The following is a 23859-nucleotide window of genomic DNA, read 5'->3' as shown; positions in this document are numbered from 1 at the left end:
TCAGGGCAGGTCGAGCAGCTTCTCGCGCATGGCGTACATGACGGCCTCCATGCGGGAGTGGAGCTGCAGCTTCTCCAGGATGTTGCGGACGTGGTTCTTGACGGTGTTCTCGGAGATGAAGAGCTCCTTGGCGACCTCGCGGTTGTTGAGGCCCTTGGCCACCAGCCGGAGGACCTCGAGCTCGCGCTCGGTGAGCCGCAGGGCGGGGCCCTGCTCACGCTCGGGCTTCGACATCTGCTTGAACTCGTCGATGAGCTTGACGGCCATCGACGGGCTGATCAGCGACTGGCCCTCGTTGACCACGCGGACCGCCTGGGCGACCTCCTCGATCGAGGAGTCCTTGAGGAGGTAGCCGGCGGCACCGTTCTTGACCGACTCGTAGAGGTCGGCCTCCTCGTCGGAGACGGTGAGCATGATGATCTTGGTGGCCGGCACGGCCTCCTTGATCGCGCGGCAGGCCTCGACACCGGTGCGGCGCGGCATCCGGACGTCGAGGAGGATCACGTCGGGCGCGGTGGTGATCGCCAGCTCGGTGGCGGTGATGCCGTCGGCGGCCTCGCCGACGACCTCGATGTCGCTGTCACCGCCCAGCAGCATGATGAGGCCACGGCGGAAGAGCTCTTGGTCGTCGACGACCAGGACGCGAACGGGTTCGCTCCCAGCGGATGTTGCCTCGGTCACGCGCGCATCATGTCATGCGCGCGTGACCGAGGGCAGGGGTCGGTTCGGTCTCGGGTCAGTCGACCTCGAGGGAGATGACTCCGTAGTCGTAGCCGCGGCGGCGGTAGACCACGGCCGGCCGCTCGCTCTCCTTGTCGACGTAGAGGTAGAAGTCGTGGCCGACGAGCTCCATCTCGTAGAGGGCCTGGTCGAGCGTCATCGGGACCGCGGCATGGGACTTCTCGCGCACCACGAGCGGGCCGTCGCCGGTCACGGTGATCGGCCCGACCTTGCGCTCGACCACGTCGTCGTCCTCGGCGGCGGTGTCCTCGGGCTCCGGCAGAGCGGCGAGGGCCTCGGCCACCGAGAGGTGGTCGTTGCGGCCCTTGTGCACGCGGCGCCGATCGGCGGCGCGGCGCATCTGGGCCTGCATCTTGTCGAGGGCGAGGTCGAGAGCGCCCATCTTGTCCTCGGCAGCAGCCTCCGCCCGGATCACCGGCCCCTTGGAGAAGGCGGTGAGCTCGACCTTGGTGGACCGGTCGTGCTGGCGGGGGTTCTTCTCGAGCTCGACCTCCACCTGGACGCGCATGATGCGGTGATCGTGCTTCTCCAGACGGGTGAGCTTCTCGGACACGTGCTCGCGGAACCGGTCGGACACCTCGCAGTGCCGCCCCGTGACCACAACCTCCATGTGAACCTCCTCAACTAGCGAACGGTCCGCACCCCTCCATTTCGCCGCGGCGGCACACCCGCCGGGGCAGGGTGGGATGGAGCCCGCCCGGCCGACCTGGTCTTCGACCCCACAACCGCCTGCTGAAGCGTTCGCAACTTCTCCGTCACTACTGGCCTTCTCCCGGCATCCGGCACATCTGGTGCCGGAGACGGGGCAGGACTTACTTCTAAGCCGCACCGTGATCGTCCGACGGACAGCACGCTGCAGGACAGCGCAGCGCCCGGGGACTTACGTGGACCGTTTCGCCTGCGACTGGCATCGGCTAGCCACGGAGAACTCGTCTCTGTGACGCAACCACGGACCCGAACGGACTCCATGACAAGACGCTAGCCCCTCCTCGGCCCCGGGCCAACCGCGGGGTCACCTGTCGGTCCGGGGGGCCGAGCCGCGCCGCCGTGTGGCGGCCACGGCGGCGACCGCGACGGGCGGCAGACCGACCGCCTCGAGCGCCCGCTGCGCCTCCCGCGCGGTCGACCCGGTGGTCAGCACGTCGTCGCAGACCACGACGTGGGCCTCCCGGAGCCGGCGCCCGACGCGGGCGAGGGAGGTGGACGGGCAGCGCATCGATCCGGCCATGTTGGCGGCCCGGCCACCGGCGTCGAGACCGGCCTGGTCGGCGGCTCCGCGCGACACGAGCAGCGGCACGACCACCGCGGGACGGTCCCGGCGCAGGTGCGAGGCGGCGACGCGGGTCAGCGCCGCGGTGGCCTCGTAGCCCCGCCGCCGCCCCGCGCCCGGCCGCGACGGCACCGGGACCAGCAGCAGCGGCGCGCCGGGGTCGAGCTCGGCGGCGGCCCCGTGGACGGCCCGGGCGAGCAGGTCGCCGAGCACCCGCCGGTGGCCCCACTGGCCCCGGTCCTTGTGGCCCACCACCAGCGCACGCACCGCGCCGTCGTACGCCTCGACGACCCACGGCGTCACCAGCCCGTCGGGGACGGGTGTCGGCCAGGCCACGCGCGGGGTGCGGGACAGGCAGCCGCGGCAGGTCGGGCACAGCATCCGGCCGGGCAGGTCGCACCCCACGCACCGGCTGCCGAGGAACAGGTCGAGGGCCTCGTCGAGCACGCGCCCATGCCAGCAGGAGGCGTCGTACGACGGCAACCGCCGGCACGCGACCTGTGGATCAGCCGACGTAGGTGAGCGAGGTCAGGCCCGGCGCCAGGTCGGGCACCTCGCGCTCGGGCCGGGTCAGGCTGAAGACCGAACGACCCGCCACGGCGTAGACCTCGACGAGGTCGACGGGGGTGGACACGAGCGCGCGGATCCGCCCGCGCAGGCTCGTCGCACCGCCGGTCGAGATCTCACCCGGTGCCCCGTCGACGGAGACCGTGCGCACCTGCGCGAGGTCGTCGGTGATGATGTCGCGCAGCACCGACACGGTCGTGGGCGAGCGCCAGGCGACGTCGCGGATGCGGGCGGTGTCCTCGGCTGGCAACGAGAGCGGCTGTGGCCGGGTGAAGCCGATGACCGCTCCCGCGGCGTCGTGCCGGATCCGGACGGCGACGACCTGGTCGGTCGAGCCCCGGCGCAAGACGGCCACCAGGCGGCTGCCGTCGCGCGAGACGATCAGCTCGCTCAGCCGCCGGCCGGTGAGGCCCGGCACCTCCACCTCGCCGGCCTCCCCGTCGACGACCTGGATCACCCGGGCACGCCCACCGTTGCGGTCGAGCACCCAGATCCGGTCGCGGTAGTCCCAGTGCGGAGCGGCGAGGTCCACGGCGCCGACGACGACGGTCGCGACCTCGCCCGTCGCCGCCTCGGTGGGGGCGAGGACCAGCTCGGTGCCGGCTGCGGTGACGCCGGCCACCCGGGCACCGGCGAGGTTGACGCCGATCGAGCGCAGGTCGACCGCCGAGTCCTCCTGCCCGAGCGGGCCGAGGGTGGGTGCGAGCTCCCCCAGCTGGCCGGCGACGACGCGGCCCCGGTCGAGGGCGTAGAGGTCGGTGCTGGCCGGCACGCCGTTGGGGTCGTAGGCGCTGCCGAGCTGGAGGCTGACCTGGGGGGAACCGCTGGGGCCGACGATGGTCCGGCCGCCGATGCTGAGCTGTACGGCACCGATCCGCGGCTCCTGCCGCAGGGTCCACACGAGCTGGGCCAGCATCCGCTCCGTCGTCAGCTCGTCCACCGCGTCGGGGTCGCCGGACAGGGAGACCTCGGCGACGCCGGAGACGATCGGCACCGACAGGCCGTGGGTGGTGCCGGGTGGGAAGTAGCTGCGGGCGACGTCCTGCAAGTCGGCCGAGGTGGTGGTGAGCAGCCCGCGCACCAGCGAGGAGGCGAACTGCTCGCCGCGCGGCACGAACACCGGCTCGGGGACGAGCACCTCGGTGGTCGGGTCGAAGTAGTAGAGCGAGGCCCGCTCGTACCAGTCGTCGAACCACGACTCCGGGACGATGAGGGCGTCGGGCACCTCGTCGATGCGCCACTCGCCGTCCTCCTTGACCAGGCCGATCGACATGGTGGCGCCCGCGCGGGTGCGCTGCCAGGCGCCGCGGGCGTCGTAGAGGTTGACGTCGGTCAGCGGCACCCGCACCGACGTGCCGGCGGTGACGTCGCCGAGCTCGGAGTAGGTGATGATCTGCTGCTCCGGGACCCACGCCTCCGCCGCCTCGCGGGACAGGAACTGGCGGGCCACGCGGGCGCTGACCGGGGTGGCCGTCATCGCCTCGAAGAAGCCGTCGACGATCTCGGAGGTCGCCTGCCCCGTCTGCGGGGGGCGCGGGTCGAACGAGATGCCGGGCACGTCCTCGGTGACGCCGGTGCCCTCCGACTCCTCGACCGGGCCGGACGTCGGCATCTGCACGCAGCCGGCGAGCAGGGACGCCACCAGGACCGCGCTCGCGGTGCGCAGCGCCCGCGCTGCCGACCGGCGGTTCACGCCGTCTCCCGGGCGTCGACCGGCACCAGGGGCAGCGGCGAGTGGCGCAGCTGGGTGCCGAGCTGGCGGGGCAGGCTCAGCCGGAACTGGGCGCCCTCGCCGGGACGACCCCACGCCTGGAGCCACCCGCCGTGCAGGTGGGTGTCCTCCAGCGAGATGGACAGGCCGAGGCCGGTGCCGCCGCTGGTGCGGGCGCGCGCCGGATCCGCGCGCCAGAACCGGTTGAAGACCATCGCCGACTCCCCCGGCCCGAGCCCCACGCCGTGGTCGCGCACCGCGATCGCGGCCGACTGGAGGTCGGCACCGACGAAGATCTCGACGTCGCGGCTCTCGGCGTGGTCGATGGCGTTGGTGACGAGGTTGCGCACGATCCGCTCCACGCGGCGTACGTCGGCCTCCGCGACGCACGGGGCGCCGGGGTCGTGCAGCACCACGCGGGTGTCGCGCTGGGCGGCCAGCGCGGAGGTCATGTCGACGACGCGGCGGGCCACGTCGACGAGGTCCACGTCCTCGGTCTCGAGCACCGCGGCGCCGGCGTCGAAGCGGCTGATCTCGAGCAGGTCGGCCAGCAGCGTCTCGAAGCGGTCGAGCTCCTTCTGCAGCAGCTCGGCGGCGCGACCGGTCACCGGGTCGAGGAACGGCTTGGCGTCGTGGATGACGTCGCTGGCCATCCGTACGGTGGTGATCGGGGTGCGCAGCTCGTGCGACACGTCGGAGACGAAGCGCCGCTGCAGCCGGCTGAGCTCCTCGAGCTGGCGGATCTGCTTCTGGAGGTTGGAGGCCATCTGGTTGAACGACGTCGCCAGGCGCGCGAGGTCGTCCTCGCCGGTCACCCGGAGCCGCTCCTGCAGCTGCCCGGCGGCGAGGCGCTCGGCGACACGACGAGCCATCCGGATCGGGGTGACCACCTGCCGGGTCACCAGCCAGGTGAGGCCGGCCACGAGCAGCAGCAGCGGCACCCCGGCGATGAGCATCGCCCGCGAGACCAGGGCGAGCGTCTCCTGCTGCTCGGCCAGCGGGTAGAGGTAGTAGAGGGTGTAGGTGTTGTCGTCGGCAGGCAGCCGGACCTGGCTGCCGACCACGATGCCGGGCCCCTCGGGCAGTCCCTGGATCGGTCGGGTGGTCTGGATGTCGGTGTAGGTCCACGCCGTCGGGGAGAGGGAGTCGAAGCGCGCCTCCATCGACTCCGGGACGCTGGAGAGGTTGAGGCCCTCGGTGAACTTGGCGCCACCGTCGGCCAGGCGTACCCCGTCCTTGACCGGCGGGGACAGCACGACCGCGAAGCCGGCCGTCGCCCCGCGCGCCTGGAGCGGCTCGACGAGGGCCTGCTGCTGGGCCGACTCGTCGACGTCGACGCCGAACGCGGCGGCCAGTGCCGCGCGGGCCGCCTCGGTCTCGCTCTCGGCCTCCTGCACGACGGCCTCGACCCGGTGGTCGAGCAACCCCTCGCGGGTCTGCTGGATGAGGAACCAGCCCACGATGCCGACGACGGCTGCGGAGAGCAGGACCGTGCTCACCACGACGCGCGCCTGCACCGAGCGCCGCCAGAAGGCGGGCCCGTGCCGGAGCACCGGTGGGAGCCGGTCGCGGATGCTCACCCGTGGGCCCCTAGGACTTGCCGGCCTTGTAGCCCACGCCGCGCACCGTCACCACGACCTCCGGGTTCTCCGGGTCGTGCTCCACCTTGGAGCGCAGGCGCTGGACGTGGACGTTGACCAGCCGGGTGTCGGCACTGTGCCGGTATCCCCACACCTGCTCGAGCAGCACCTCGCGGGTGAAGACCTGCCACGGCTTGCGGGCCAGGCAGACGAGCAGGTCGAACTCGAGCGGGGTCAGGTTGATCGGCTGGTCGCCGCGCGTGACGGAGTGGCCGGCGACGTCGATCGACACGTCGCCGATGGTCAGGCCCTCGTCGGGCGTGACGTCGTTGCGGCGTACGCGCGCGCGGACGCGGGCGATGAGCTCCTTGGGCTTGAACGGCTTGACGATGTAGTCGTCGGCGCCGGACTCGAGACCGACGACCACGTCGACGGTGTCGCCCTTGGCGGTGAGCATCACGATCGGCACGCCGGACTCGGCGCGGATCTCCTTGCAGACGTCGATGCCGTCCTTGCCCGGGAGCATCAGGTCGAGCAGGACCAGGTCGGGCCGGTAGTCACGGAACGCGTCGAGGGCGACGTCGCCGCGGCCCACGATGCGGCTGTCGAACCCCTCCTGGCGGAGCACGATGGAGAGCATCTCCGCCAAGGAGGCGTCGTCGTCGACGACGAGCACGCTGCCGCGCGCGGGTTCGGCAAGGTCGGTCATGGCGCCAGTCTATTGGGGCGCCATGACCGACCTCAGCCGAACGCCGGTGCCGCTCAGTAGCGGTAGTGGTCGGACTTGAACGGGCCCTCGACCGGGACACCGAGGTAGGCGGCCTGCTCCTTGGTCAGCTCGGTCAGCTCGACACCGAGGGCGTCGAGGTGCAGCCGGGCGACCTCCTCGTCGAGGTGCTTGGGCAGCACGTGCACGCCCAGCTCGTAGTCGTCGGCCTTCGCGAAGAGCTCGATCTGCGCGAGCACCTGGTTGGTGAAGGAGTTGGACATCACGAACGACGGGTGGCCGGTGGCGTTGCCCAGGTTGAGCAGGCGGCCCTCGGACAGCACGATGACCTTCTTGCCGGGCTTGCCGTCCTCGGACGGGAAGATCCACTGGTGGACCTGCGGCTTGATCTCGTCCTTGACGATGCCGGGGATCCTGGCCAGGCCGGCCATGTTGATCTCGTTGTCGAAGTGGCCGATGTTGCCGACGATCGCCTGGTGCTTCATCTTGTGGAAGTGCTCGACCGTGATGATGTCGAAGTTTCCGGTCGTGGTGATGAAGATGTCGGCGGTCTCGACGACCGACTCGAGGCGCTTGACCTCGTAGCCGTCCATCGCAGCCTGGAGCGCGCAGATCGGGTCGATCTCGGTGACGATGACGCGGGCACCCTGGCCGCGCAGGGACTCCGCGGAGCCCTTGCCGACGTCGCCGTAGCCGCAGACGACCGCGACCTTGCCGCCGATCATCACGTCGGTGGCGCGGTTGATGCCGTCGACGAGCGAGTGGCGGCAGCCGTACTTGTTGTCGAACTTGGACTTGGTGACCGAGTCGTTGACGTTGATCGCCGGGAAGAGGAGCGTGCCCTCCTTGAAGCGCTCGTAGAGGCGCAGCACACCGGTGGTGGTCTCCTCGGAGACGCCCTTGACGAGCGGCGCGCGCCGGGTCCAGCGCTGCGGGTCGGACTCGAGCGAGCGGGCCAGGACGCGCAGCACCTCCTTGAACTCCTCGTTGTCGGTGGAGTCCTGCGAGGGGACGGCGCCGGCCTTCTCGTACTCGACGCCGAGGTGCAGCAGCATCGTGATGTCGCCGCCGTCGTCGAGCAGCATGTTGGGGCCGCCCACCTCGCCGTCCGTGGCCGGGAAGTCAAAGACCTTCTCGGCCTCGTCCCAGTACTCGGCGAGGCTCTCGCCCTTCCACGCGAAGACCGGGACGCCCTGCGGGTCCTCGGGCGTGCCGCCCTTCGACGGGGGTCCGACGACGACCGCGGCGGCGGCGTGGTCCTGGGTGGAGAAGATGTTGCAGGTGGCCCAGCGGATGTCAGCGCCGAGGGCCGCGAGCGTCTCGATCAGCACGGCGGTCTGGATCGTCATGTGCAGCGAGCCGGCGATGCGCGCGCCCTTGAGGGGCTGCTCCTTGCCGTAGCGCTCGCGCATGGCCATCAGGCCCGGCATCTCGTGCTCGGCGAGCTCGATCTCCTTGCGGCCGTAGGCAGCGAGGTTGAGGTCGGCGACGTTGAAGTCCATCGGTTGTCTCCTGGTGTGGTGGAGCCGTCTGCGCCGCACATCTGTGCGTCGTCGGGATCTCCCGCGCGGACCAGAAGAGGGTAGGACGGCCCTCAGCGATTCGGGGAATCCTCGGCAGGCGGGTCGACACGGCCAGTGGCGTGGTCGTCGGCGTGCTCCGCAGCGTGCTCGTCGGGGTGCTTGTCGCCGTGCTCGTCGCCGTGCTCGTCGCCGTGACCTGAGCCGTGTCCGCCACCGATCCCGAAGGCGTGGAGGACTGCCAGGATGATCCCACCGACCAGCAGGCCGACGAGGCCCGACAGGAGCGTGTTGAGCAGCCAGCCGAGGAGGGAGCCGAGGGCCCCGCCCACGGCGTGGTGCACCTCTTCCTCCCAGTGGTGGATGAGCTCGTACGGCGCGTGCAGCACGTCGCCGAGCGTCGTACCCTCCAGCAGCCCGTCGGGGCCGCCGATCTCGTAGAGGCTGACCAGGAAGATGTGGCCACCGACCCACAGCATGGCGAGCGTGCCGATCAACGAGATCGCGGTGAGCAGGCGCGGCATCGCCGAGACCAGCGCGAGTCCGACCCGCTGGGACGCCTTCGAGGGCTTCTCCGCCAGGTGGAGACCGACGTCGTCCATCTTCACGATCAGTGCGACGACGCCGTAGACGAGGACGGTGATCAGTACGGCGACCGCGGCCAGGACGATCGCACGCATCCAGATGCTGGCGTCGGGGTCGGACCCGACCACCTCCTTGAGCGCGATCACCATGATCTCGGCGCTGAGGATGAAGTCGGTGCGGATGGCTCCGGCAACCGTCTTCGCCTCGTGCTCGGGGCTCAGCTCACCGGAGCTGGTGAGCTGGTCCTCCGCCTCCTCGGCCACCGGCTCGTGGCCGCGGACCTTCTCCCAGACCTTGTGTGCTCCTTCGTAGGCGAGGAAACCACCGCCGAAGATGAGGATCACCGGCAGCAGCTGCGGGAGGAACTGCCCCAGCAGCACGGCGGCGGGCAGGATGAAGAGGAGCTTGTTGCGGAGCGACCCGATCGCGATCTTCTTGATGATCGGCAGCTCGCGGGCGGCAGGCGACCCGTGCAGGTACTGCGGGGTCACGGCAGTGTCGTCGACCACCACGCCCGCGGCCTTCATGCTGGCCCGACCTGCGGCAGCGCCGACGTCGTCCACGCTGGCTGCTGCGATGCGCGCGAGTGCGGCGACGTCGTCGAGGAGGGCGAACAGTCCGCCGGCCATGGGTGATCCTTCGGGGCAGTGGGTGTGGTGACGCGCGATGCGTCGCGCGGTGGGTCGTGCCGTCCCGCAGCCTATCGGCGGACTGCGCGCAGCTCGTAGGTGAGGAGCTCGGCGTGGGGTGGCATCGGGCCGCGGCTCCGCTCACCGGTGTCGGTCCACCCGAGCCTCTCCCAGAAGGCACGACCGCGCGGGTTCGCCGCGTAGACCCGGAGGAACGGACGCGCGGTCCCGGCCTTCCGCATCACCTCGAGGATCTCGTCGTGGGCGGTCCTGGCCAGGCCGCTCCCCCATTCCTCCACTGCCACCCCGAAGTGCTTCACCTCGTCGCCGGCCACCGCGGCGAACCCCGCGACCTCGTGTCCGCGCAGGATCACGAAGCACTCGATGCCGGGGTCCGCGATCTCCTCACGCCACCGGTCCGCGAGCACCTCGCGGGGGAAGGGGTGGCGGTCCTGCGGGAACACCTCGGAGAGCCCGGCCATCGACGCGGGCTCCTGGACGGCCATCACGGCGGGGACGTCCGCGACGCGCATCTCGCGGAGCACGGGCGGTGGCATGCCTGGACAGTAGCCTCGGCTGGTGCCGTTCTTCGTGCGCGAGTCGGCGTACATCCGCGGGATCGTGCCGCGACGCGCGACCAGGACCACAATGCGACGCTCCACGTCGTCCACCGCTCCTACGGCGACGTACGCCCCACCGACGAGGTGCTCGCCCTGGTGGCCGCCGGGAAGGGCTGAGGAGCCCGCGGCCCTGCCGGCCCCGCTGGTCGAGGAGGGACGGAGTCCCGTCACGAGACCGAGCGGCTCACCCACGATGCGCGCCGAGAAAGGCTGGCCACGAACCGTCCACAGCCATGGCCGATGTCGGACCCGACGGATACAATCGAACACATGAGCGAAGCGCTGGCGGACCGGGTGGCGGGCCGGGTGGCAGGTGGGGTCGAGGACCTCACCGCCTCCGGCCTGCTCGCTTCGATCCGCTCGGCGCGGTCGGCCGAGAACCAGGCCGCAGCCGACCAGCTGATCCTTGCTGCGCAGTGGGCGGACCTGCATCCGCCGGAGTCGATCCACGACGCCGCGTCGTTCTCGGTGCCGTCGGCGGGGTGTGAGCACGAGGAGCCCATCGCGGGTGATGGGTGCCCGTTGGTGGCGGAGTTCTGCGTCGCGGAGCTCGGCGGCGTGCTGGGTGTGTCGACGGTCGCGACGAAGAAGCTCATCGGGCAGGCCCTGGAGCTGCGGCACCGGCTGCCGCGGTTGTGGGCCCTGGTGCACGCCGGCCGGGTCCCGGCGTGGAAGGCACGGTCGGTCGCGGAGACCACCATCCACTCCTCCCCGTCATTGACCCGTGAGGCGGCCGGGTTCGTGGATGCCCAGGTTGCCGCCGTGGCGGGGAAGGTCGGACCCGCGCAGCTCGACCGGCTGGTGGCGGAGGCGATCAAGCGGTTCGACCTCGCCACCCCGGACCCGGCTGCGGATCCCGAGGACGGCTGGCTCCACGTCGACCCGCGTCACGTCACCATCGACACCCAGGAGGTCCACTTCGCCGGCACCATGCGCGTCGAGGCCGAGATCGACATGGCCGACGCGATCGATCTCGACCGGGCCCTGGCCCACGGTGCCGCGACCCAGGCCGCGCTCGGGTCCACCGAGTCGCTCGACGTGCGCCGCGCGAAGGCCCTCGGCGACCTCGCCCGCACCCAGACCGCCCTCGACCTCCACACCACAGGCGCAGGCACCGTCGCGAAGACCGAGAGCGACGACCGGCTCCCCGCCGCACGCGAGGTCGTCCTCCACGCCCACTTCAACGCCCACTTCGACGACAACTTCGACGACAACTTCGACGCCTCAACAGCCGGCGAACAGACCGTGTTCGGGCCCACCGGACGCCTCGAGGAGCGTCAGCGCCTCGTGCTCCTCGACCAGATCAAGGCGTGGTGTGCCGATTCCCGGACGAAGGTCACGATCAAGCCGGTCATCGACCTCAACACCCAGCTCCACACCGACGCGTACCAGGTCCCGGAACGGATCCGCGAACAGGTCGTCCTCAGAGACAAGACCTGCGTGTTCCCGTGGTGCACGAGACCCGCCCGACGCTGCGACGTCGACCACGTCATCCCCCACGACCCTGACGCCGAAGCCGAGGGCAGACCCCAGCCCGGGCCCACACAGACCGACAACCTCGCCGCCCTGTGCCGGTTCCACCACCGGCTCAAGACACATTCCGCCTGGCGTTACGAGATGGTCGCACCCGGGATCTACGAGTGGACGTCCCCGCACGGGCACCGCTACCGCCGCGACCACACCGGCACCACCGCGATCGACGACGCCCGACCACCAGATCGGCCGGACGTCGTGCGCATCCCACGACCCCGCCGACCATGACCCCGCCCCGCACCCCGCCACCCACCCGGTAGCGGGGCCACAGGCACGTCCCGGCCGGCGCGCGTCCCGCTCTGGAAGGGTGACTGCCATGTCCACCGAGCCGAGCTACCAGGGCACCGACTTCTACTGCGACGTGGCGATCCCTCGAGCCGTCCCGCTGGACGTCGTGCACGAGGACGACCGGGTGCTCGCCTACCACCACACCCGGCCGTTCTGGCAGGTCCACCTCGTGGCCGTGCCGAAGCGGCACATCGCCTCGCTCACCGCCGTCGGCCCAGCCGACGAGGCCGACGTCCGAGCACTCCTCGCCGTCGTCCAGCGGCTCGCGCACGAGGTCGAGCAGGCGCACGGCGCAGCCGCGGTGCTGACCAACCTCGGCACCTACCAGGACTCCAAGCACCTCCACGTCCACGTGCACTCCGGTCCGCAGGTGCGCGCCTGAGGCGATGTCGCCCCCGACGGGCACACTCGAGCCATGGACCCAGCCGCACTCCTCACCCGCCTCGTCGAGATCATCGACGCCCACGACTGGGAGGCGCTGCCCGGCGTGCTGCACCCCGACTTCACCTGCCGCCTCGTGCACACGGGCGAGGTGTTCGACCGCGACGGCTGGGTCCGGTTCAACGCCGACTACCCCGGCTTCGAGCGCATGAACGCCGAGGACCTGGTGGCTGACGGAGAGCACGGGGTGCTGCGGGCGCGGGTCACCGGCCGGGGCGACGCGGGAGAGGAGCTGGAGTTCGCCGTGGCCAGCTTCGCGACCGTCCGCGACGGCCTCCTCGCCGAGCTCGTCGAGGTCTGGGCCGACGTCGACACGCAGCCACCGGCCGGCAGCCGGCCGTCGTAGGGCCAGCCGACCCAGCCGGAACAGGTCACTTCATCTTCTTGGCAGCGACCTTCGCGAGCTTGTTGATGCTGGAGCCCGCGATCGCCGCGTCGTCGAGGGCCACGACGGCAGCCATGCGCTTGCCGTTGCTGATGAACACGCTGGTGGAGTAGCTCGTGACGCCCGCGAGCGCGGTCTCCTGCTTCAGCACCAGCGAGGCCCGGCCGAGCTTGGGAGCCTTGGCCAGGGTCGTGGTGATCGTGGCGCCCGAGGTGGGGTCGGTGTAGCTGCCGCACTTCTTGGTGAGGCCCTTGTAGGCCTTGAAGTAGGCCTTGACCTTCGCTGCCGACTTGGCCTGGGTGACCGACGACTGGACGAACGGCTGACCGGTGGCCGCCATGCCACGGATGCTGGCGAGTCCCTTGACCTTCTCGGTCCTCGTCGTGCCACACGTCGCGCCCGGCAGCGTGACCTGCTTGGTCGTGAAGGTGGTGAACTCGGCGTCCGCCAGCTCCGGGAACGTCTTGACGATGTCACCCTTCTTGGGAAGGTCCTTCGCCGACACCGCTGCCTGGGCAGGAGTGGCCGAGACGAGCAGGACGGCGGTGAGGCCGGCGGCGATGGACAGGGAGGTGCGACGCATGGGTGCTCCTGAGGACGATGGGACGGACTGTCCAGGGCGTCCTACCCGGCGACGAACGGTCCAACCCCTCGCCCGTGACCGGGCAATGTGACCCGCGTCACCTACTCCTCGACGAGCCCGACGCGAAGGTACTCGGTGGCGTAGGTGCCGGTCAGCAGCAGCGACGCGTAGCGCGCGACCTCGGCGTCGGCGTCGGTCTCGAGGACCTCCACCCGTACGCCGTGGCGCGCGGCGGCGGCCTTCAGCGCGCCCGTCCGCTCGCGCACGACCGGGTCGTCGGAGTGGTCGTCGAGGATGAGCAGCAGCGGTCGGAGGTCACCGGGCTCGTCGGCGAACGGGTCGGCGAAGAGGTCGTGGGGCCGGGTGGCCTCGATGACCGGGAGCAGGTGCTCGGCGTCGCCCGCGATCGCCGAGCGGCCACTCGTGCGTCGCAGCGACTCGGCCAGCCTGCGGGCCGCCCGGGCGGCCAGGACGGAGCCACCCCAGACGAGCGGGTTGGTGTCGGCCATCGCGATCGCCAGCATCTTGGCGGGGTTGACGGCCAGGTCACGGTGGGGCGAGCAGTCCTCGGCGACCCGGTCGAGCGACGCGGCGACCGACTCGGCGTCGGCCTGCGGGCCGAGGTGGACGTGGGCGAGGTAGTCGAGCACGACGACGGCGGTCGCGAGCTGGTCACCCGTCACCGTCGGCAGCACCGTCACGTGCCGCCCCGCGGCGTGCTCGCCGACGAGCGAGCGCTCGGGACACGCGACCACCACCTGCGCTCCGCGGCGTACGGCCTCGGCGACGGCGGACGCCGACTCGTGGTCGTTGCCCTCGGGCGCCAGCATGACGACGAGGTCGAGCGACCCCGCCCAGCCGGGGAGCCCGGGGTTGGGCCACGCCACGAACGGCACCGGGCACCACGGCTCCAGGACGGCGCGGAGCAGGCGCGAGTCGGGGCCTGCGGCGATCACCGCTCGCGGACGGGCCTCGTCACGACCGCGCGCGATGGCCTCGGCGGTCGCGGCGGCCGCCTCGTTGGCCTCCCGGCGCACCCGGGCACCGCTCTCGGCGAGCGTGCGCAGCCGGAGGTCGATCGTCTCCAGCACCCCGGCGTCGTCCATCCGGGCCTCGTCGAACCAGGTGGCCACGGCCAGCTCCTCAGTCTCGTCGGGCGGGAGTGCGGTCAGGCGGGCTTGCGGGCCTCGTCGACCAGCAGCACCGGGATGTCGTCGCGCACCGGGTAGGCGTTGCCGCACCCCTGGCACACGAGCTCCTCGGCACCGCCGGACGCCGCCGGCGACAGCTCGCCGTGGCAGGCCGGGCAGACGATGATGCTCAGCAGCTGCTGGTCGATGTTCACGCCGATGATCCTAGGGGGTGCCGGGCACCGTCAGTCAGTGGGCGTGAGGACCCGCAGGTGGCCGCGCTTGGCCCCACGGGTCGCGTCGTCGGTGGAGTGCAGCGGCACCGGCGCCGGGGCAGGGCGGGCCGCTTCGCGGACCGCGTCGGCCAGCGCCAGCAGGTCGTCGCTGCTCGGGCCCTGCGCCTTCGGGTCCGGAGCCAGCCGGAGGACCTCCCAGCCGCGGGGGGCCGACAGCCGCTCGCTGTGCACCTCGCAGAGGTCGTAGGCGTGCGGCTCGGCGTACGTCGCCAACGGACCCAGGACAGCGGTCTGGTCGGCGTAGACGTAGGTCAGCGTGTTGACCGCAGGACGGCCACACGCCGTCCGCGAACAACGACGGGCAAGGCTCACGGCGCCGACGCTACCCGGCGCACACACGCCGGGCGCTTAGGCTCGCGGCGTGGACATCGGTGCAGGCACGCAAGCAGGCGACGGGTCCGGCCGGTCGAGGCACCGCACCCGCGACCGCCGGGGTCGCGGCATGCGCGGACCGGGGGTGCTGCCCGAGCGACCCGGCACCCCGGCGCTGCGGACCACGCGACAGCGCTTCGACCAGCTGGTGCTCGACGTGGTGACGCCGCTGGACGAGCGCTGGCACCGCCACCTCGGCCTGGTGGAGTACGCCGTCGAGGACGCGCCGATGCTCCCCGACGACTGGCCCGACGAGACCGTGCCGCTGTCGTCGCTGGTGCGCGGCAAGGGACAGGAACCGACCCGGCTCGTGATCTTCCGCCGCCCGATCGAGCACCGCTCGACCTCGCGCGACGAGCTCGAGGCCATGGTGCACACCGTCGTCGTGGAGCAGCTGGCCGAGCTGCTCAACCTCACGCCGGGCCAGGTCGACGAGAGGTACGCCGACTAGTTCTGGCTAGCGCTGCGCGGGGCGCACGTCCGCGACCTCGCTGGTCGTCCCCAGCTGCGCGAGCGGCAGGACAGACAGCCCGCGGTCGCTGACCTCGACCGACACGACCGCTCCCGTGCGCTCCACGCGCACGCGTGCGAGCACCGCCTCGTCGGGCACCCGCAGGCGCGCCGCAGTGGCCGGGTCGACCTCCACACGGCGCTCGCGGACCACCGCCTCGCCGTCGGCGTCCCAGGCCTGCAACGTCACCACACCGGGAGTGGTCGCGCCCGTGACGACGACGCGCTTGGCCCCGGCGGGCAGGGCGACGGCGGCGTCACCCTCGATCATGGACCCGGCCGACGTCAGCGCGAGGTCGGTCGCGGTCCGGGTTCGGAGCGTGGCGGTGACCGGGCCGGTCGCCTCGAGCCGGAGCGCCTGCACGCCCTGGAGGTTGCGCCCGCGCAGCACGCCGCTGAGGTCGACCTCGGTGACCGACGCCGGGTCGATGCTCACCTCCTCGACGCCCGACGGCGCGAACTCGCTCTCCTCGCTGACCAGCTCCAGCGCGACCCGCACCTCGCTGTCGCCGGGGTTGGCCACGGTGAGGACGCGGTCGGCTGCCGACGTGCCGATCCCGGCGACGTACGACGTCGAGGCGGGCGCGGCCTGCGCGGGGAGCCACTCGCGGACCGGGCGGTCGCGTCCGACCGGGTCGACCACGTCGACCACGCTGGAGGCGAGGCGCCCACGCGAGACGCTGACCCGCACGGCGAGGGCGTCGCGGCTGGGGACGACCTCGGAGAGGTCGAAGGAGGTGGAGCGGCCGCCGGGCACGCGCACGCCGCGGAGCGCGGGGACGTCGACGAGCCCGCTGCCGTCCCACACGGAGACGTCGGCGACCGCGGGTCCGCGGTCGGGGTTGATCAGGGTGAGCGTGGAGGTGTGCTCGGCGGAGGCGCCGACGCCGGTGAACCACCGCTCGGGCGTGGGCTGGTCGCAGCCGGTCGCCGAGCCGCCGCCGGAGCGCGAGGCGACGAGCCCGGGCGCGAGCTCACCGCTGCCGTTGACCACGACGTACTGGCGCTCGGTGCGGGACGCGACACCACCGGACAGCTCCTGCGTGTCCTCCCGGCGGCCCACGCGCAGCACCAGCTCGCCCGAGGCGAGCGAGGTGGTGCCCATCCGGACCTCGTCGGCGTCGGGCAGGCGGGCGGGGCAGACCGCGGTGACCCGGTCGAGTGGCGCCTCGGTGGGGGCGACGGACGACGGCGCCTGCTCGACCGGACGCACCAGGGCGAGGGCCGCGACGGTGAGCAGCGGGATGAGCACGGCGAGGACCGTGACCGGCGAGGGGCGGGTGCGGGTGGTCTCGGCCGCACGGCGGCGGCCGCCGGCTGTGGGCTCAGACATCGCGGTCCCCCTCCCTGCGCTGCCGGACGGTCGGGGCCGCCAGCACGAGCGCGAGCACGATCGCGAGGGCCTGCACGACGAGGAGAGCGGTGCGCCACCACGGGCTGGGGCCGTCGAGGGACGCCGGGTCGAGCGGGCGGTCGACGCGCCAGGCGCGGGTGGTGCGGTCCTCGGCGCTGGCCTGCTCGAGCCCCGCGGTCGCGTCGAGCAGCGAGGAGATCCGGCCGTCGGCGGGCGAGGCGAGGACGACGTACTCGACACCCCGTGCGCCCAGGTCGGCGACCACGGTGGGCGTCGGCGCGGACACCAGGTCACGCACGTCGCTGGTCAGGCCGGCGTCCTCGTCGGCCAGGGTGAGGATCTCGTCCTCCCCCACGGTCGTGCCGTCGTCGCGGCGGATCCGGTAGGTGACGCCCTCGTCCACGGACCCGGACACCACCAGCACGCCGTGCTCCTGGCCGAGCAGCGAGCTCTGCTGCATGTAGACCGGGACGGACTGCTCGGCGTCGCGGGCCACGACGTCGCCCTCCTCGGCGGTCAGCCACCAGGCGAGGCCGCCGAGGGGCACGGCCGCTGCCACCACGGCGAGCGTGACGGCGACACCGCGCTGCCACCACGGGTGGTGGTCGGCGAGTCGCCGGAGGTAGGCGTCGGCGCCGAGCACGATCGCCACCACCCAGGTGCCCTGCAGGATGACCACGAACAGCCCCAGGCTGGGCCGGGTGATCACCGACGGCAGGTCCAGGGTCACGTGCGACAGCACGCCGGAGACGACGGCGGCCGCCAGTGCGACCAGCCAGCAGATGAGCACCGGCACCCGCGTGCTCCGCGGGATGAGTGCCGCGACGGCCAGCAGGCCCAGCACCACGCCGAGCCACCACGGCGCGCCGAGGTCGTTGAGGCGGCCGGTGACCAGGCCACCGAAGGTCACCTGGTCGACGGTGAGGCGCCCCGCCTCGAGCAGCAGGCCCGACGCGGAGCCAGTGGTGAGCAGCGGCAGCAGCCACGGCGCGAGGAGCACGGGCGTCGCGGCCACGGCGACCACCGGCGGGCCCCAGCTGTCGCGCTCGCGCAGCAGACGCGGCGCGATGACGGCCGCCGACCCGAGCACGACCGCGGTGGCCAGCAGCGCGAACAGCCACAGGCCGGGCACGAACGCGGCACCCAGGGCCAGGAGCAGGGCCGTGCGCCAGGCGGCACGCCAGCGCCGGTCGCGGTCCGGGTCGACGAAGCCGAGGGCGGCGTGCGCGATCCAGGGCAGCAGGGCGGCGACCGCGACCGTCCCGAAGCGGCCCTCGGCCCAGGCGCCGGAGGTGACCGGGACGAGGGCGTAGGTCAGCGCGCCCCACACCACCAGCCAGCGCGGCAGTCCCAGGGGGTCGACGAGCCGCCCGACGACCTTGAGCAGCCGCCACGCGCCCCATGCCGCCACGGGGACCGCGAGCAGCATGAGGCCGGAGACGACGGCACCGGTGTGGCCGAGCAGGAGGGAGGCGGCGAGGGCGAACGGCAGCACGTAGGCCGGGGCCGGCACGTCCGTGCCGGTGCCGAGGGGGTGCCAGCTCGACACGTGCAGCCGCCACCAGTCCGCGGCCGCGTCGGGCACGGGCGACAGGGCGCCGCCGGTGATCGTCCCGAAGGCCTCGCGCGCGGCGAGCAGCGACAGCACCCCGAAGAGCGCCAGCACGACGGCCACCGGGTTGGTGAAGAAGCGGGCGACGAAGCCGGTGTCGGTGAGGTAGGCGTCCTCGTCGTCGTCCGACGCGCCGGCACCGCGCCGCCCGTCACGAGCGGCCGCACCGCCCCCGGGACCGGACTCGGCCCGGGCGAGGCGGCGCCGTTCGGCGACGTCGGAGGCCTGGTTGGTCGCGGCGGAGACGAGGTCGGTGACGAAGTCGAGGCCGTGGCGGTAGGGCAGCCACGTCGGCGCCAGCAGGCGGCGTACGTCGGCGGGGTCGCCCTGGCGCAGCCGCGCCCGCTCGCGTCGCGCGGCCAGCAGCTGGCGCGGTCGCCCTTGCACGGACAGCGCGGCCGCGAGCTCGTCCAGCGCCTCCCCGACCGAGCGCACGGCGAGGAAGCCGACGACCCGCAGGAGGGAGCCGAGGAAGAGCCGGACGTACTGCCAGGCGAACCCGCGGGAGGAGACGTTGGCCAGTGACGTGAGGAGGGCCGCGCGTCGCTCCTGGTAGTGCGTGTGGCGGCCGGTGAGCGGCGTACGCCGGACGCCGCGGTGCGCGGCCTCGGCGTGGAAGACCACGGCCTGCGGCACGACGAGGGTGCGGTGACCGGCCAGCGCGGCGCGCCAGCCGAAGTCGATGTCGTTGCCGAAGATCGGCAGGTCCTCGTCGAGCCCGCCCAGCGACTCCAGCACCGACCGGCGCACGAGCATGCCGGCGGTGTTGACGGCGAGGACCTCGCGCACCGCGTCGTGCTGGCCCTGGTCGTACTCACCCCGCTCGAGACCGGTCTCGCGGTGGCCCGTGCCGGTGATGGTCAGGCCGACCTCGAGGAGGCGGCGCAGCGAGGGCCACTCGCGCAGCTTGGGTCCGAGGATCGCGACCGAGGGGTGCTCGCGGGCGGCGGCGACCAGCTCGGCGAGCGCGGTCGGCGCGGGGTTGCTGTCGTCGTGGAGCAGCCAGATCCACTCGTCGTCGCCGGCCTCGGCCGGAGCGGGTGGGGCCAGGTCCAGGCCGTGGCGCACGGCGGCGGGATAGCTGGTCGAGCCGGGCACCACGTCGACGACGACCCGCTCACCGAGGGCCTCGCGGACGAGCTCGACGCTGTCGTCGCGGCTCGTGGTGTCGACGGCCACGACGCGGTCCACCGGGAGGGTCTGCCCGTCCAGACCGGTCAGGACTGCTGGGAGCCATCGCGCCCCGTCGTGACTGACGAGAAGCGCTGTGACGGTCACCGGAGCACCCTAGCGAGGGGCTCCACGGTCGATGAAACCGCCGAAGTGCTGGCGGAGCCGGGCCGGACACGCCGGCCCGGGGGCTCAGCCCGCGGCGCTCTTCTTCAGCTTGCGGCGCTCGCGCTCGGACAGACCGCCCCAGATCCCGAAGCGCTCGTCGTTCATCAGCGCGGACTCCAGGCAGTCGTCGCGGACCTCGCACGTCAGGCAGACCTTCTTGGCCTCCCTGGTGGAGCCGCCCTTCTCGGGGAAGAACGCCTCCGGGTCCGTCTGCGCGCACAAGGCGCGGTCCTGCCAACCGAACTCCTCGCCCTCGGGCTCGAGAAGAAACAGTTCTGCTCTCATGGCTGACGCCCTTTCGACCCTGTTTTCAGAACTGGACGAGACACGTGCAAACAACATAACGACACTGTGGGAATTACATGCCTGTCGTACCCCGCAAGTCAAGCCCGGATCTGATATGGCCATTCCTCTTCCGGCAGGCTGTTCCTATGCCATCATCCGCATCCACGCTCCGTCGTATCACCGTCCTCTCCGGCGGCGTCGGCGGGGCCCGCTTCCTCCAGGGACTCCTCCACGGCCTGCGCTCCGGCGTCGTCGCGGGCGGGTCCGCCGACACCGAGGTCACCGTCGTGGCCAACACCGCCGACGACTGGTGGATCCACGGGCTCAAGGTGTGCCCCGACCTCGACACCGTCATGTACACCCTCGGTGACGGCATCGACGTCGAGCGCGGGTGGGGCCGGCGCGACGAGACGTGGAGCGCTCGCACCGAGCTCGAGGCGTACGGCGTCGAGCCGACGTGGTTCGGGCTCGGCGACCGCGACATCGCGACCCACCTGGTCCGCACCCAGATGCTCGAGGCCGGCTACACGTTGTCGCAGGTCACCGAGGCGCTCTGCCGCCGCTGGCTCACGCCCGTGCACGGCGAGACGGTGCGGCTCCTCCCGATGACCGACGACCGGGTCGAGACCAACGTCGCCGTGGCCGACCCCGACAGCCCCAGCGGGCGGCGGGTCGTCCACTTCCAGGAGTACTGGGTGCGGCTGCGGGCCGCGGTGGCTGCCGAGGCGGTGCTCGCGGTCGGCCAGGACGCGGCGACCCCGGCACCCGGAGTGCTCGAGGCCATCGGCGAGGCCGACCTGGTGGTCCTGCCCCCGTCCAACCCGGTGGTCTCGGTGGGCACCATCCTCGGTGTGCCCGGCGTGCGCGAGGCGATCCGCGCGACGGCCGCACCGGTCGTGGGCCTCTCCCCCATCGTCGGTTCCTCCCACGTGCACGGCATGGCGGCCCAGATGCTCACCAGCATCGGGGTCGAGGTCAGCGCCGGCGCGGTGGGCGCCCACTACGGCGCCCGGAGCGGGGGCGGGGTCCTCGACGGCTGGCTGGTCGACGAGCGCGACGCCGCCCAGGTGCCCGCCCTGGAGGAGGCTGGGATCCGCGCGGCGGCCGTGCCGCTCATGATGTCGGACCACGACGCGACCGCGGCGATGGCCGCGGCCGCCGTCTCGCTCGTCACCTCCGACCCCGCATGAGCCCCCGCATGAGCCCCCGCCTCGAGGTGTGGGCCCCCGAGGGGATGCCCGAGGTCGCGGCCGGGGACGACCTGGCCGGCCTCGTACTGATCGCCCTCGACGACGGGGCCGACCTGGTCGACGGCGACGTGGTCTGCGTGACCAGCAAGGTCGTCAGCAAGGCCGAGGGGCGCACCCGGGTGGGCGATCGCGAGGCCGCCGTCGAGGAGGAGACGGTGCGCCTCGTGGCGCGCCGCGGGGTCGTCCGCATCGTGCGGAACCGGCTCGGGCTCACCATGGCCGCGGCCGGTGTCGACGCGTCCAACGTGCCCGTCGGCTCGGTCGTGCTGCTCCCCCTCGACCCCGACCGCTCCGCGCGGACGCTGCGCGGCGAGGTCCACCGGCGCACCGGGACCAACGTCGGTGTCGTGGTCACCGACACGTCGGGTCGCGCGTGGCGCGAGGGACAGACCGACATCGCCATCGGTGCCGCCGGCCTGCTCGTGGCCGAGGACTTCGCCGGCCGCACCGATGACCACGGCAACCCCCTCGCCGTCACCCTGCCGGCCGTGGCCGACGAGATCGCGGGCGCGGCGGAGCTCGCCCAGGGCAAGGCGGGCCGGCCGTCCGGTCGCTGTCGTGCGCGGGCGCGGTGACCTGGTGCTCGCGCCCGGGGAGGACGGCCCCGGCGCGGCGTCGCTCGTGCGCCCCGACGGTGGGGACCTCTTCGGCTGGGGCGCCCGCGAGGCCGTCGTACGTGCCCTGGCCGGGGACGAGGCCGACCTGGCCCCGTTCGGGGCGCCCGCTGCGCCCGACGAGCTGCAGGCGGCGATCAGCCGCGTCGTCGACACCGGCGCGACGTTGACGTCGACGCTCCTGCTGACCTTCGACGACCAGCCGGGCCGCGTCGTCCTGCACCTGCCGGGCGATGCCGACCGGGTCGCGGTCGCCGCGGTGTGCTTCGCCCACGGCTGGCGGATCACGGGCTGGACGCGCGCCGGAACAGACGTCGTGTGCGACGTGTCACCCGTGACTACGTAGACTCTGCCAGCGCGGACGCTTCCGTCGCGCCCAGCAGCACCCTCCCGCAGTCGACCGAGAGACACCGAGCACCGTGGCCAAGCAGGCAAAGACCGACCGTCAGGCGGTCATCGACTCCATCCGCTCCCAGCAGTCCAAGCGCGAGAACAAGCGCGGGCTGGCGATCGTGGGCGTGTGCGTCCTCGTCGCCGTGCTGATCGTGGGCGCCGCGGCGTTCAAGCCGATCAAGGACTGGTGGGACCTGCGCGCCTACGCCTCCGACTCGCTCGGCGAGATCGGCGCGAAGGCCTCGGTCTGCCAGGACGTCACCACCAAGACGGCCGAGGGCAGCCAGGACCACGTCGAGGTCGGCACGCCGATGACCTACCCCGAGGCCCCGCCGGCCTTCGGCCAGCACTGGAACCTGTGGGACAGCATGGAGCGCAAGCTCTACACCGCCTCCGACCGGCCCGAGCTCGGCGAGCTGGTGCACAACCTCGAGCACGGCTACACGATCCTGTGGTACGACGAGACCATCGCCGACGACTCCGACCAGATGGACCAGCTGCGCGGCATCGCCTCCAAGCTGCAGGGCACCGACAACCTCCGCGACAAGTTCAAGGCCGTGCCGTGGACCTCCGAGGACGGCAAGGACTTCCCGAAGGGCCAGCACGTCGCGCTGACCCACTGGTCGCTCGGCGGCGTCGGCGAGACCGACCCGTCCAAGCAGGTCGGCGTCTGGCAGTACTGCTCCGAGGTGAGCGGCGACGCGTTGGAGACCTTCATGCAGGACTACCCCTACATGGACTCCCCGGAGCCCAACGCCGTCTGAGGCCCGACCCGATGCCGACGACCTTCACCGAGGTGCTCGCGGCCCAGCTGCGACGCGACCCCGGACGCCCGCTGCTGACGTTCTACGACCACGCGAGCGACGAGCGGGTCGAGCTGTCGGTGACGACGTACGCCAACTGGGTGGCCAAGGCCTCCGGTCTGCTGAGCGACGTCGCCGACCTCGAGCGCGGGATGTCGCTGCGCATCGACCTCCCGCCCCACTGGCTCTCGCCGGTGTTCCTCGGCGCGGCGTGGACGCTCGGCCTGAAGGTCACCACCTCCGACCAGCCGGACGCCGTGGTGTGCGGCCCCGAGGGGCTCGACGTCTGGGCGCCCCGGGCCGGTGTCCTCCCGGTGCTGGCATGCAGCCTGCGCCCGCTGGGCGTGCGGTTCGCCGACGCGCTCCCGGCGGGTGTGCTCGACGTGGGCGTCGAGATCTGGTCGCAGCCCGACGGCTTCACGGCGTGGGACCCGCCGACCGGCGACGACCTCGCCACCGACACCCTGACCCAGCAGCAGCTCTTCGGGCCGCCCTCCGACCGCCCGCACGACCTGACGGCCGCCGTCGGGAGTGATCTCACCGACGGCGGCCGTCTTCTGTCGGTGGCCGACCCGGCTTCCCCACCAGGAATGGCCACCTTCACCGAGCCCCTCGGAAGAGGAGGCTCGCTGGTCCTTGTCCGCAACCCCGACCCGACTCGTCTCGACGACGTCCACGACGCCGAACGGGCGACTGCCCGGGCCTGATCGCGCTGCTCTCTC

At 72.4% G+C, this 23859-nt stretch carries 25 protein-coding genes; 9 read left to right on the top strand and 16 right to left on the bottom strand.

Annotation, left to right across the window (positions count from 1 at the left end; genetic code table 11):
• The 9 genes from ACNKF0_RS05715 to ACNKF0_RS05675 all read right to left on the bottom strand — a co-directional run bounded on the left by ACNKF0_RS05715 (position 1) and on the right by ACNKF0_RS05675 (position 10142).
• Positions 1 to 681 carry a response regulator gene (locus tag ACNKF0_RS05715; protein WP_416956519.1) on the bottom strand — a complete coding sequence of 227 codons (681 nt, stop codon included), beginning with the start codon at positions 679 to 681 and terminating at the stop codon, positions 1 to 3.
• A gap of 55 nt (positions 682 to 736) precedes the next feature.
• On the bottom strand, positions 737 to 1351 hold the full coding sequence (gene hpf, locus ACNKF0_RS05710) for a ribosome hibernation-promoting factor, HPF/YfiA family (RefSeq protein WP_416956517.1): 615 nt from the start codon (positions 1349 to 1351) through the stop codon (positions 737 to 739).
• A 402-nt stretch (positions 1352 to 1753) separates the two neighbouring features.
• Entirely contained in the window at positions 1754 to 2458 is a 705-nt protein-coding gene (locus tag ACNKF0_RS05705; RefSeq protein WP_416956515.1) for a ComF family protein, read from the bottom strand.
• A gap of 58 nt (positions 2459 to 2516) precedes the next feature.
• Positions 2517 to 4271: a GerMN domain-containing protein gene (locus tag ACNKF0_RS05700; RefSeq protein ID WP_416956513.1), complete on the bottom strand. Its 1755-nt coding sequence runs from the start codon at positions 4269 to 4271 to the stop codon at positions 2517 to 2519.
• The gene (gene mtrB, locus ACNKF0_RS05695; RefSeq protein WP_416956511.1) at positions 4268 to 5869 is read right to left on the bottom strand and encodes an MtrAB system histidine kinase MtrB; all 1602 of its coding nucleotides are present in this window, start codon (positions 5867 to 5869) and stop codon (positions 4268 to 4270) included. Before mtrB ends, ACNKF0_RS05700 begins: the two co-directional genes overlap by 4 nt.
• 10 nt (positions 5870 to 5879) lie before the next feature.
• The gene (mtrA, locus tag ACNKF0_RS05690; RefSeq protein WP_299922057.1) at positions 5880 to 6578 is read right to left on the bottom strand and encodes an MtrAB system response regulator MtrA; all 699 of its coding nucleotides are present in this window, start codon (positions 6576 to 6578) and stop codon (positions 5880 to 5882) included.
• A gap of 53 nt (positions 6579 to 6631) precedes the next feature.
• Positions 6632 to 8098: an adenosylhomocysteinase gene (gene ahcY / locus ACNKF0_RS05685; protein WP_299922059.1), complete on the bottom strand. Its 1467-nt coding sequence runs from the start codon at positions 8096 to 8098 to the stop codon at positions 6632 to 6634.
• 92 nt (positions 8099 to 8190) lie between these two features.
• Positions 8191 to 9330 carry a DUF808 domain-containing protein gene (locus tag ACNKF0_RS05680; RefSeq protein WP_416956508.1) on the bottom strand — a complete coding sequence of 380 codons (1140 nt, stop codon included), beginning with the start codon at positions 9328 to 9330 and terminating at the stop codon, positions 8191 to 8193.
• 71 nt (positions 9331 to 9401) lie between these two features.
• Positions 9402 to 10142: a GNAT family N-acetyltransferase gene (locus tag ACNKF0_RS05675; protein ID WP_416956506.1), complete on the bottom strand. Its 741-nt coding sequence runs from the start codon at positions 10140 to 10142 to the stop codon at positions 9402 to 9404.
• A 78-nt stretch (positions 10143 to 10220) separates the two neighbouring features.
• Here ACNKF0_RS05675 and ACNKF0_RS05670 point away from each other — a divergent pair, with 78 nt between their 5' ends.
• From ACNKF0_RS05670 to ACNKF0_RS05660, 3 genes are all read left to right on the top strand, one after another.
• Complete coding sequence (locus tag ACNKF0_RS05670) at positions 10221 to 11711, top strand: DUF222 domain-containing protein (RefSeq protein ID WP_416956504.1); 1491 nt, start codon at positions 10221 to 10223, stop codon at positions 11709 to 11711.
• A gap of 88 nt (positions 11712 to 11799) precedes the next feature.
• The gene (locus ACNKF0_RS05665) at positions 11800 to 12153 is read left to right on the top strand and encodes an HIT domain-containing protein (protein ID WP_416956503.1); all 354 of its coding nucleotides are present in this window, start codon (positions 11800 to 11802) and stop codon (positions 12151 to 12153) included.
• Positions 12154 to 12186: 33 nt separating this feature from the next.
• Positions 12187 to 12558, top strand: a complete 372-nt coding sequence (locus ACNKF0_RS05660; RefSeq protein WP_416956501.1) for a nuclear transport factor 2 family protein — start codon at positions 12187 to 12189, stop codon at positions 12556 to 12558.
• 25 nt (positions 12559 to 12583) lie between these two features.
• Here the strand turns inward: ACNKF0_RS05660 and ACNKF0_RS05655 are convergent, their stop codons facing one another.
• The 4 genes from ACNKF0_RS05655 to ACNKF0_RS05640 form a co-directional block, all read right to left on the bottom strand.
• On the bottom strand, positions 12584 to 13180 hold the full coding sequence (locus ACNKF0_RS05655) for a hypothetical protein (protein ID WP_416956499.1): 597 nt from the start codon (positions 13178 to 13180) through the stop codon (positions 12584 to 12586).
• Positions 13181 to 13281: 101 nt separating this feature from the next.
• Positions 13282 to 14313 (bottom strand): SIS domain-containing protein, encoded by a 1032-nt coding sequence (locus tag ACNKF0_RS05650; RefSeq protein WP_299922068.1) that lies wholly within the window; start codon positions 14311 to 14313, stop codon positions 13282 to 13284.
• A gap of 35 nt (positions 14314 to 14348) precedes the next feature.
• Positions 14349 to 14525: a Trm112 family protein gene (locus tag ACNKF0_RS05645; RefSeq protein WP_299922070.1), complete on the bottom strand. Its 177-nt coding sequence runs from the start codon at positions 14523 to 14525 to the stop codon at positions 14349 to 14351.
• Between the two features lie 30 nt (positions 14526 to 14555).
• Positions 14556 to 14918 carry a DUF3499 domain-containing protein gene (locus ACNKF0_RS05640; protein WP_268110221.1) on the bottom strand — a complete coding sequence of 121 codons (363 nt, stop codon included), beginning with the start codon at positions 14916 to 14918 and terminating at the stop codon, positions 14556 to 14558.
• Positions 14919 to 14967: 49 nt separating this feature from the next.
• Between ACNKF0_RS05640 and ACNKF0_RS05635 the strand changes: the two genes are divergently transcribed.
• Positions 14968 to 15429 carry a metallopeptidase family protein gene (locus ACNKF0_RS05635; protein WP_416956496.1) on the top strand — a complete coding sequence of 154 codons (462 nt, stop codon included), beginning with the start codon at positions 14968 to 14970 and terminating at the stop codon, positions 15427 to 15429.
• 6 nt (positions 15430 to 15435) lie between these two features.
• On the opposite strand, the gene ACNKF0_RS05630 is transcribed toward ACNKF0_RS05635, so the two are convergent.
• From ACNKF0_RS05630 to ACNKF0_RS05620, 3 genes are all read right to left on the bottom strand, one after another.
• Entirely contained in the window at positions 15436 to 16821 is a 1386-nt protein-coding gene (locus ACNKF0_RS05630) for a DUF5719 family protein (protein ID WP_416956494.1), read from the bottom strand.
• Positions 16814 to 19732, bottom strand: a complete 2919-nt coding sequence (locus ACNKF0_RS05625) for a glycosyltransferase (RefSeq protein WP_416956492.1) — start codon at positions 19730 to 19732, stop codon at positions 16814 to 16816. Before ACNKF0_RS05625 ends, ACNKF0_RS05630 begins: the two co-directional genes overlap by 8 nt.
• A gap of 84 nt (positions 19733 to 19816) precedes the next feature.
• Positions 19817 to 20077: a WhiB family transcriptional regulator gene (locus ACNKF0_RS05620; protein WP_191194914.1), complete on the bottom strand. Its 261-nt coding sequence runs from the start codon at positions 20075 to 20077 to the stop codon at positions 19817 to 19819.
• Between the two features lie 146 nt (positions 20078 to 20223).
• Between ACNKF0_RS05620 and cofD the strand changes: the two genes are divergently transcribed.
• The 5 genes from cofD (at position 20224) to ACNKF0_RS05595 (ending at position 23844) form a co-directional block, all read left to right on the top strand.
• Complete coding sequence (cofD, locus tag ACNKF0_RS05615; protein WP_416956490.1) at positions 20224 to 21267, top strand: 2-phospho-L-lactate transferase; 1044 nt, start codon at positions 20224 to 20226, stop codon at positions 21265 to 21267.
• Positions 21268 to 21275: 8 nt separating this feature from the next.
• On the top strand, positions 21276 to 21902 hold the full coding sequence (locus ACNKF0_RS05610) for a coenzyme F420-0:L-glutamate ligase (RefSeq protein WP_416956487.1): 627 nt from the start codon (positions 21276 to 21278) through the stop codon (positions 21900 to 21902).
• Positions 21886 to 22287, top strand: coding sequence for a hypothetical protein (locus tag ACNKF0_RS05605; RefSeq protein WP_416956485.1), 402 nt, complete (start codon positions 21886 to 21888; stop codon positions 22285 to 22287). The genes ACNKF0_RS05610 and ACNKF0_RS05605 overlap by 17 nt, the downstream gene beginning before the upstream one ends.
• A 73-nt stretch (positions 22288 to 22360) precedes the next feature.
• Complete coding sequence (locus ACNKF0_RS05600; protein ID WP_416956483.1) at positions 22361 to 23098, top strand: DUF3105 domain-containing protein; 738 nt, start codon at positions 22361 to 22363, stop codon at positions 23096 to 23098.
• 11 nt (positions 23099 to 23109) lie between these two features.
• Positions 23110 to 23844 (top strand): TIGR03089 family protein, encoded by a 735-nt coding sequence (locus ACNKF0_RS05595; RefSeq protein ID WP_416956481.1) that lies wholly within the window; start codon positions 23110 to 23112, stop codon positions 23842 to 23844.
• The last annotated feature ends 15 nt before the right edge of the window (positions 23845 to 23859 follow it).

Source organism: Nocardioides sp. T5 (assembly GCF_048161455.1).
Taxonomy (GTDB): Bacteria; Actinomycetota; Actinomycetes; order Propionibacteriales; family Nocardioidaceae; genus Nocardioides.
This window is presented reverse-complemented; position numbering and strand designations above follow the sequence as displayed.

Bases quoted from the DNA above. Each gene is read 5' to 3' on its own strand.
- hpf (WP_416956517.1), bottom strand. From the start codon at position 1,351: ATGGAGGTTGTGGTCACGGGGCGGCACTGCGAGGTGTCCGACCGGTTC.
- mtrA (WP_299922057.1), bottom strand. From the start codon at position 6,578: ATGACCGACCTTGCCGAACCCGCGCGCGGCAGCGTGCTCGTCGTCGAC.
- ahcY (WP_299922059.1), bottom strand. From the start codon at position 8,098: ATGGACTTCAACGTCGCCGACCTCAACCTCGCTGCCTACGGCCGCAAG.
- ACNKF0_RS05680 (WP_416956508.1), bottom strand. From the start codon at position 9,330: ATGGCCGGCGGACTGTTCGCCCTCCTCGACGACGTCGCCGCACTCGCG.
- ACNKF0_RS05670 (WP_416956504.1), top strand. From the start codon at position 10,221: ATGAGCGAAGCGCTGGCGGACCGGGTGGCGGGCCGGGTGGCAGGTGGG.
- ACNKF0_RS05665 (WP_416956503.1), top strand. From the start codon at position 11,800: ATGTCCACCGAGCCGAGCTACCAGGGCACCGACTTCTACTGCGACGTG.
- ACNKF0_RS05660 (WP_416956501.1), top strand. From the start codon at position 12,187: ATGGACCCAGCCGCACTCCTCACCCGCCTCGTCGAGATCATCGACGCC.
- ACNKF0_RS05655 (WP_416956499.1), bottom strand. From the start codon at position 13,180: ATGCGTCGCACCTCCCTGTCCATCGCCGCCGGCCTCACCGCCGTCCTG.
- ACNKF0_RS05630 (WP_416956494.1), bottom strand. From the start codon at position 16,821: ATGTCTGAGCCCACAGCCGGCGGCCGCCGCCGTGCGGCCGAGACCACC.
- ACNKF0_RS05620 (WP_191194914.1), bottom strand. From the start codon at position 20,077: ATGAGAGCAGAACTGTTTCTTCTCGAGCCCGAGGGCGAGGAGTTCGGT.
- cofD (WP_416956490.1), top strand. From the start codon at position 20,224: ATGCCATCATCCGCATCCACGCTCCGTCGTATCACCGTCCTCTCCGGC.
- ACNKF0_RS05610 (WP_416956487.1), top strand. From the start codon at position 21,276: ATGAGCCCCCGCCTCGAGGTGTGGGCCCCCGAGGGGATGCCCGAGGTC.
- ACNKF0_RS05595 (WP_416956481.1), top strand. From the start codon at position 23,110: ATGCCGACGACCTTCACCGAGGTGCTCGCGGCCCAGCTGCGACGCGAC.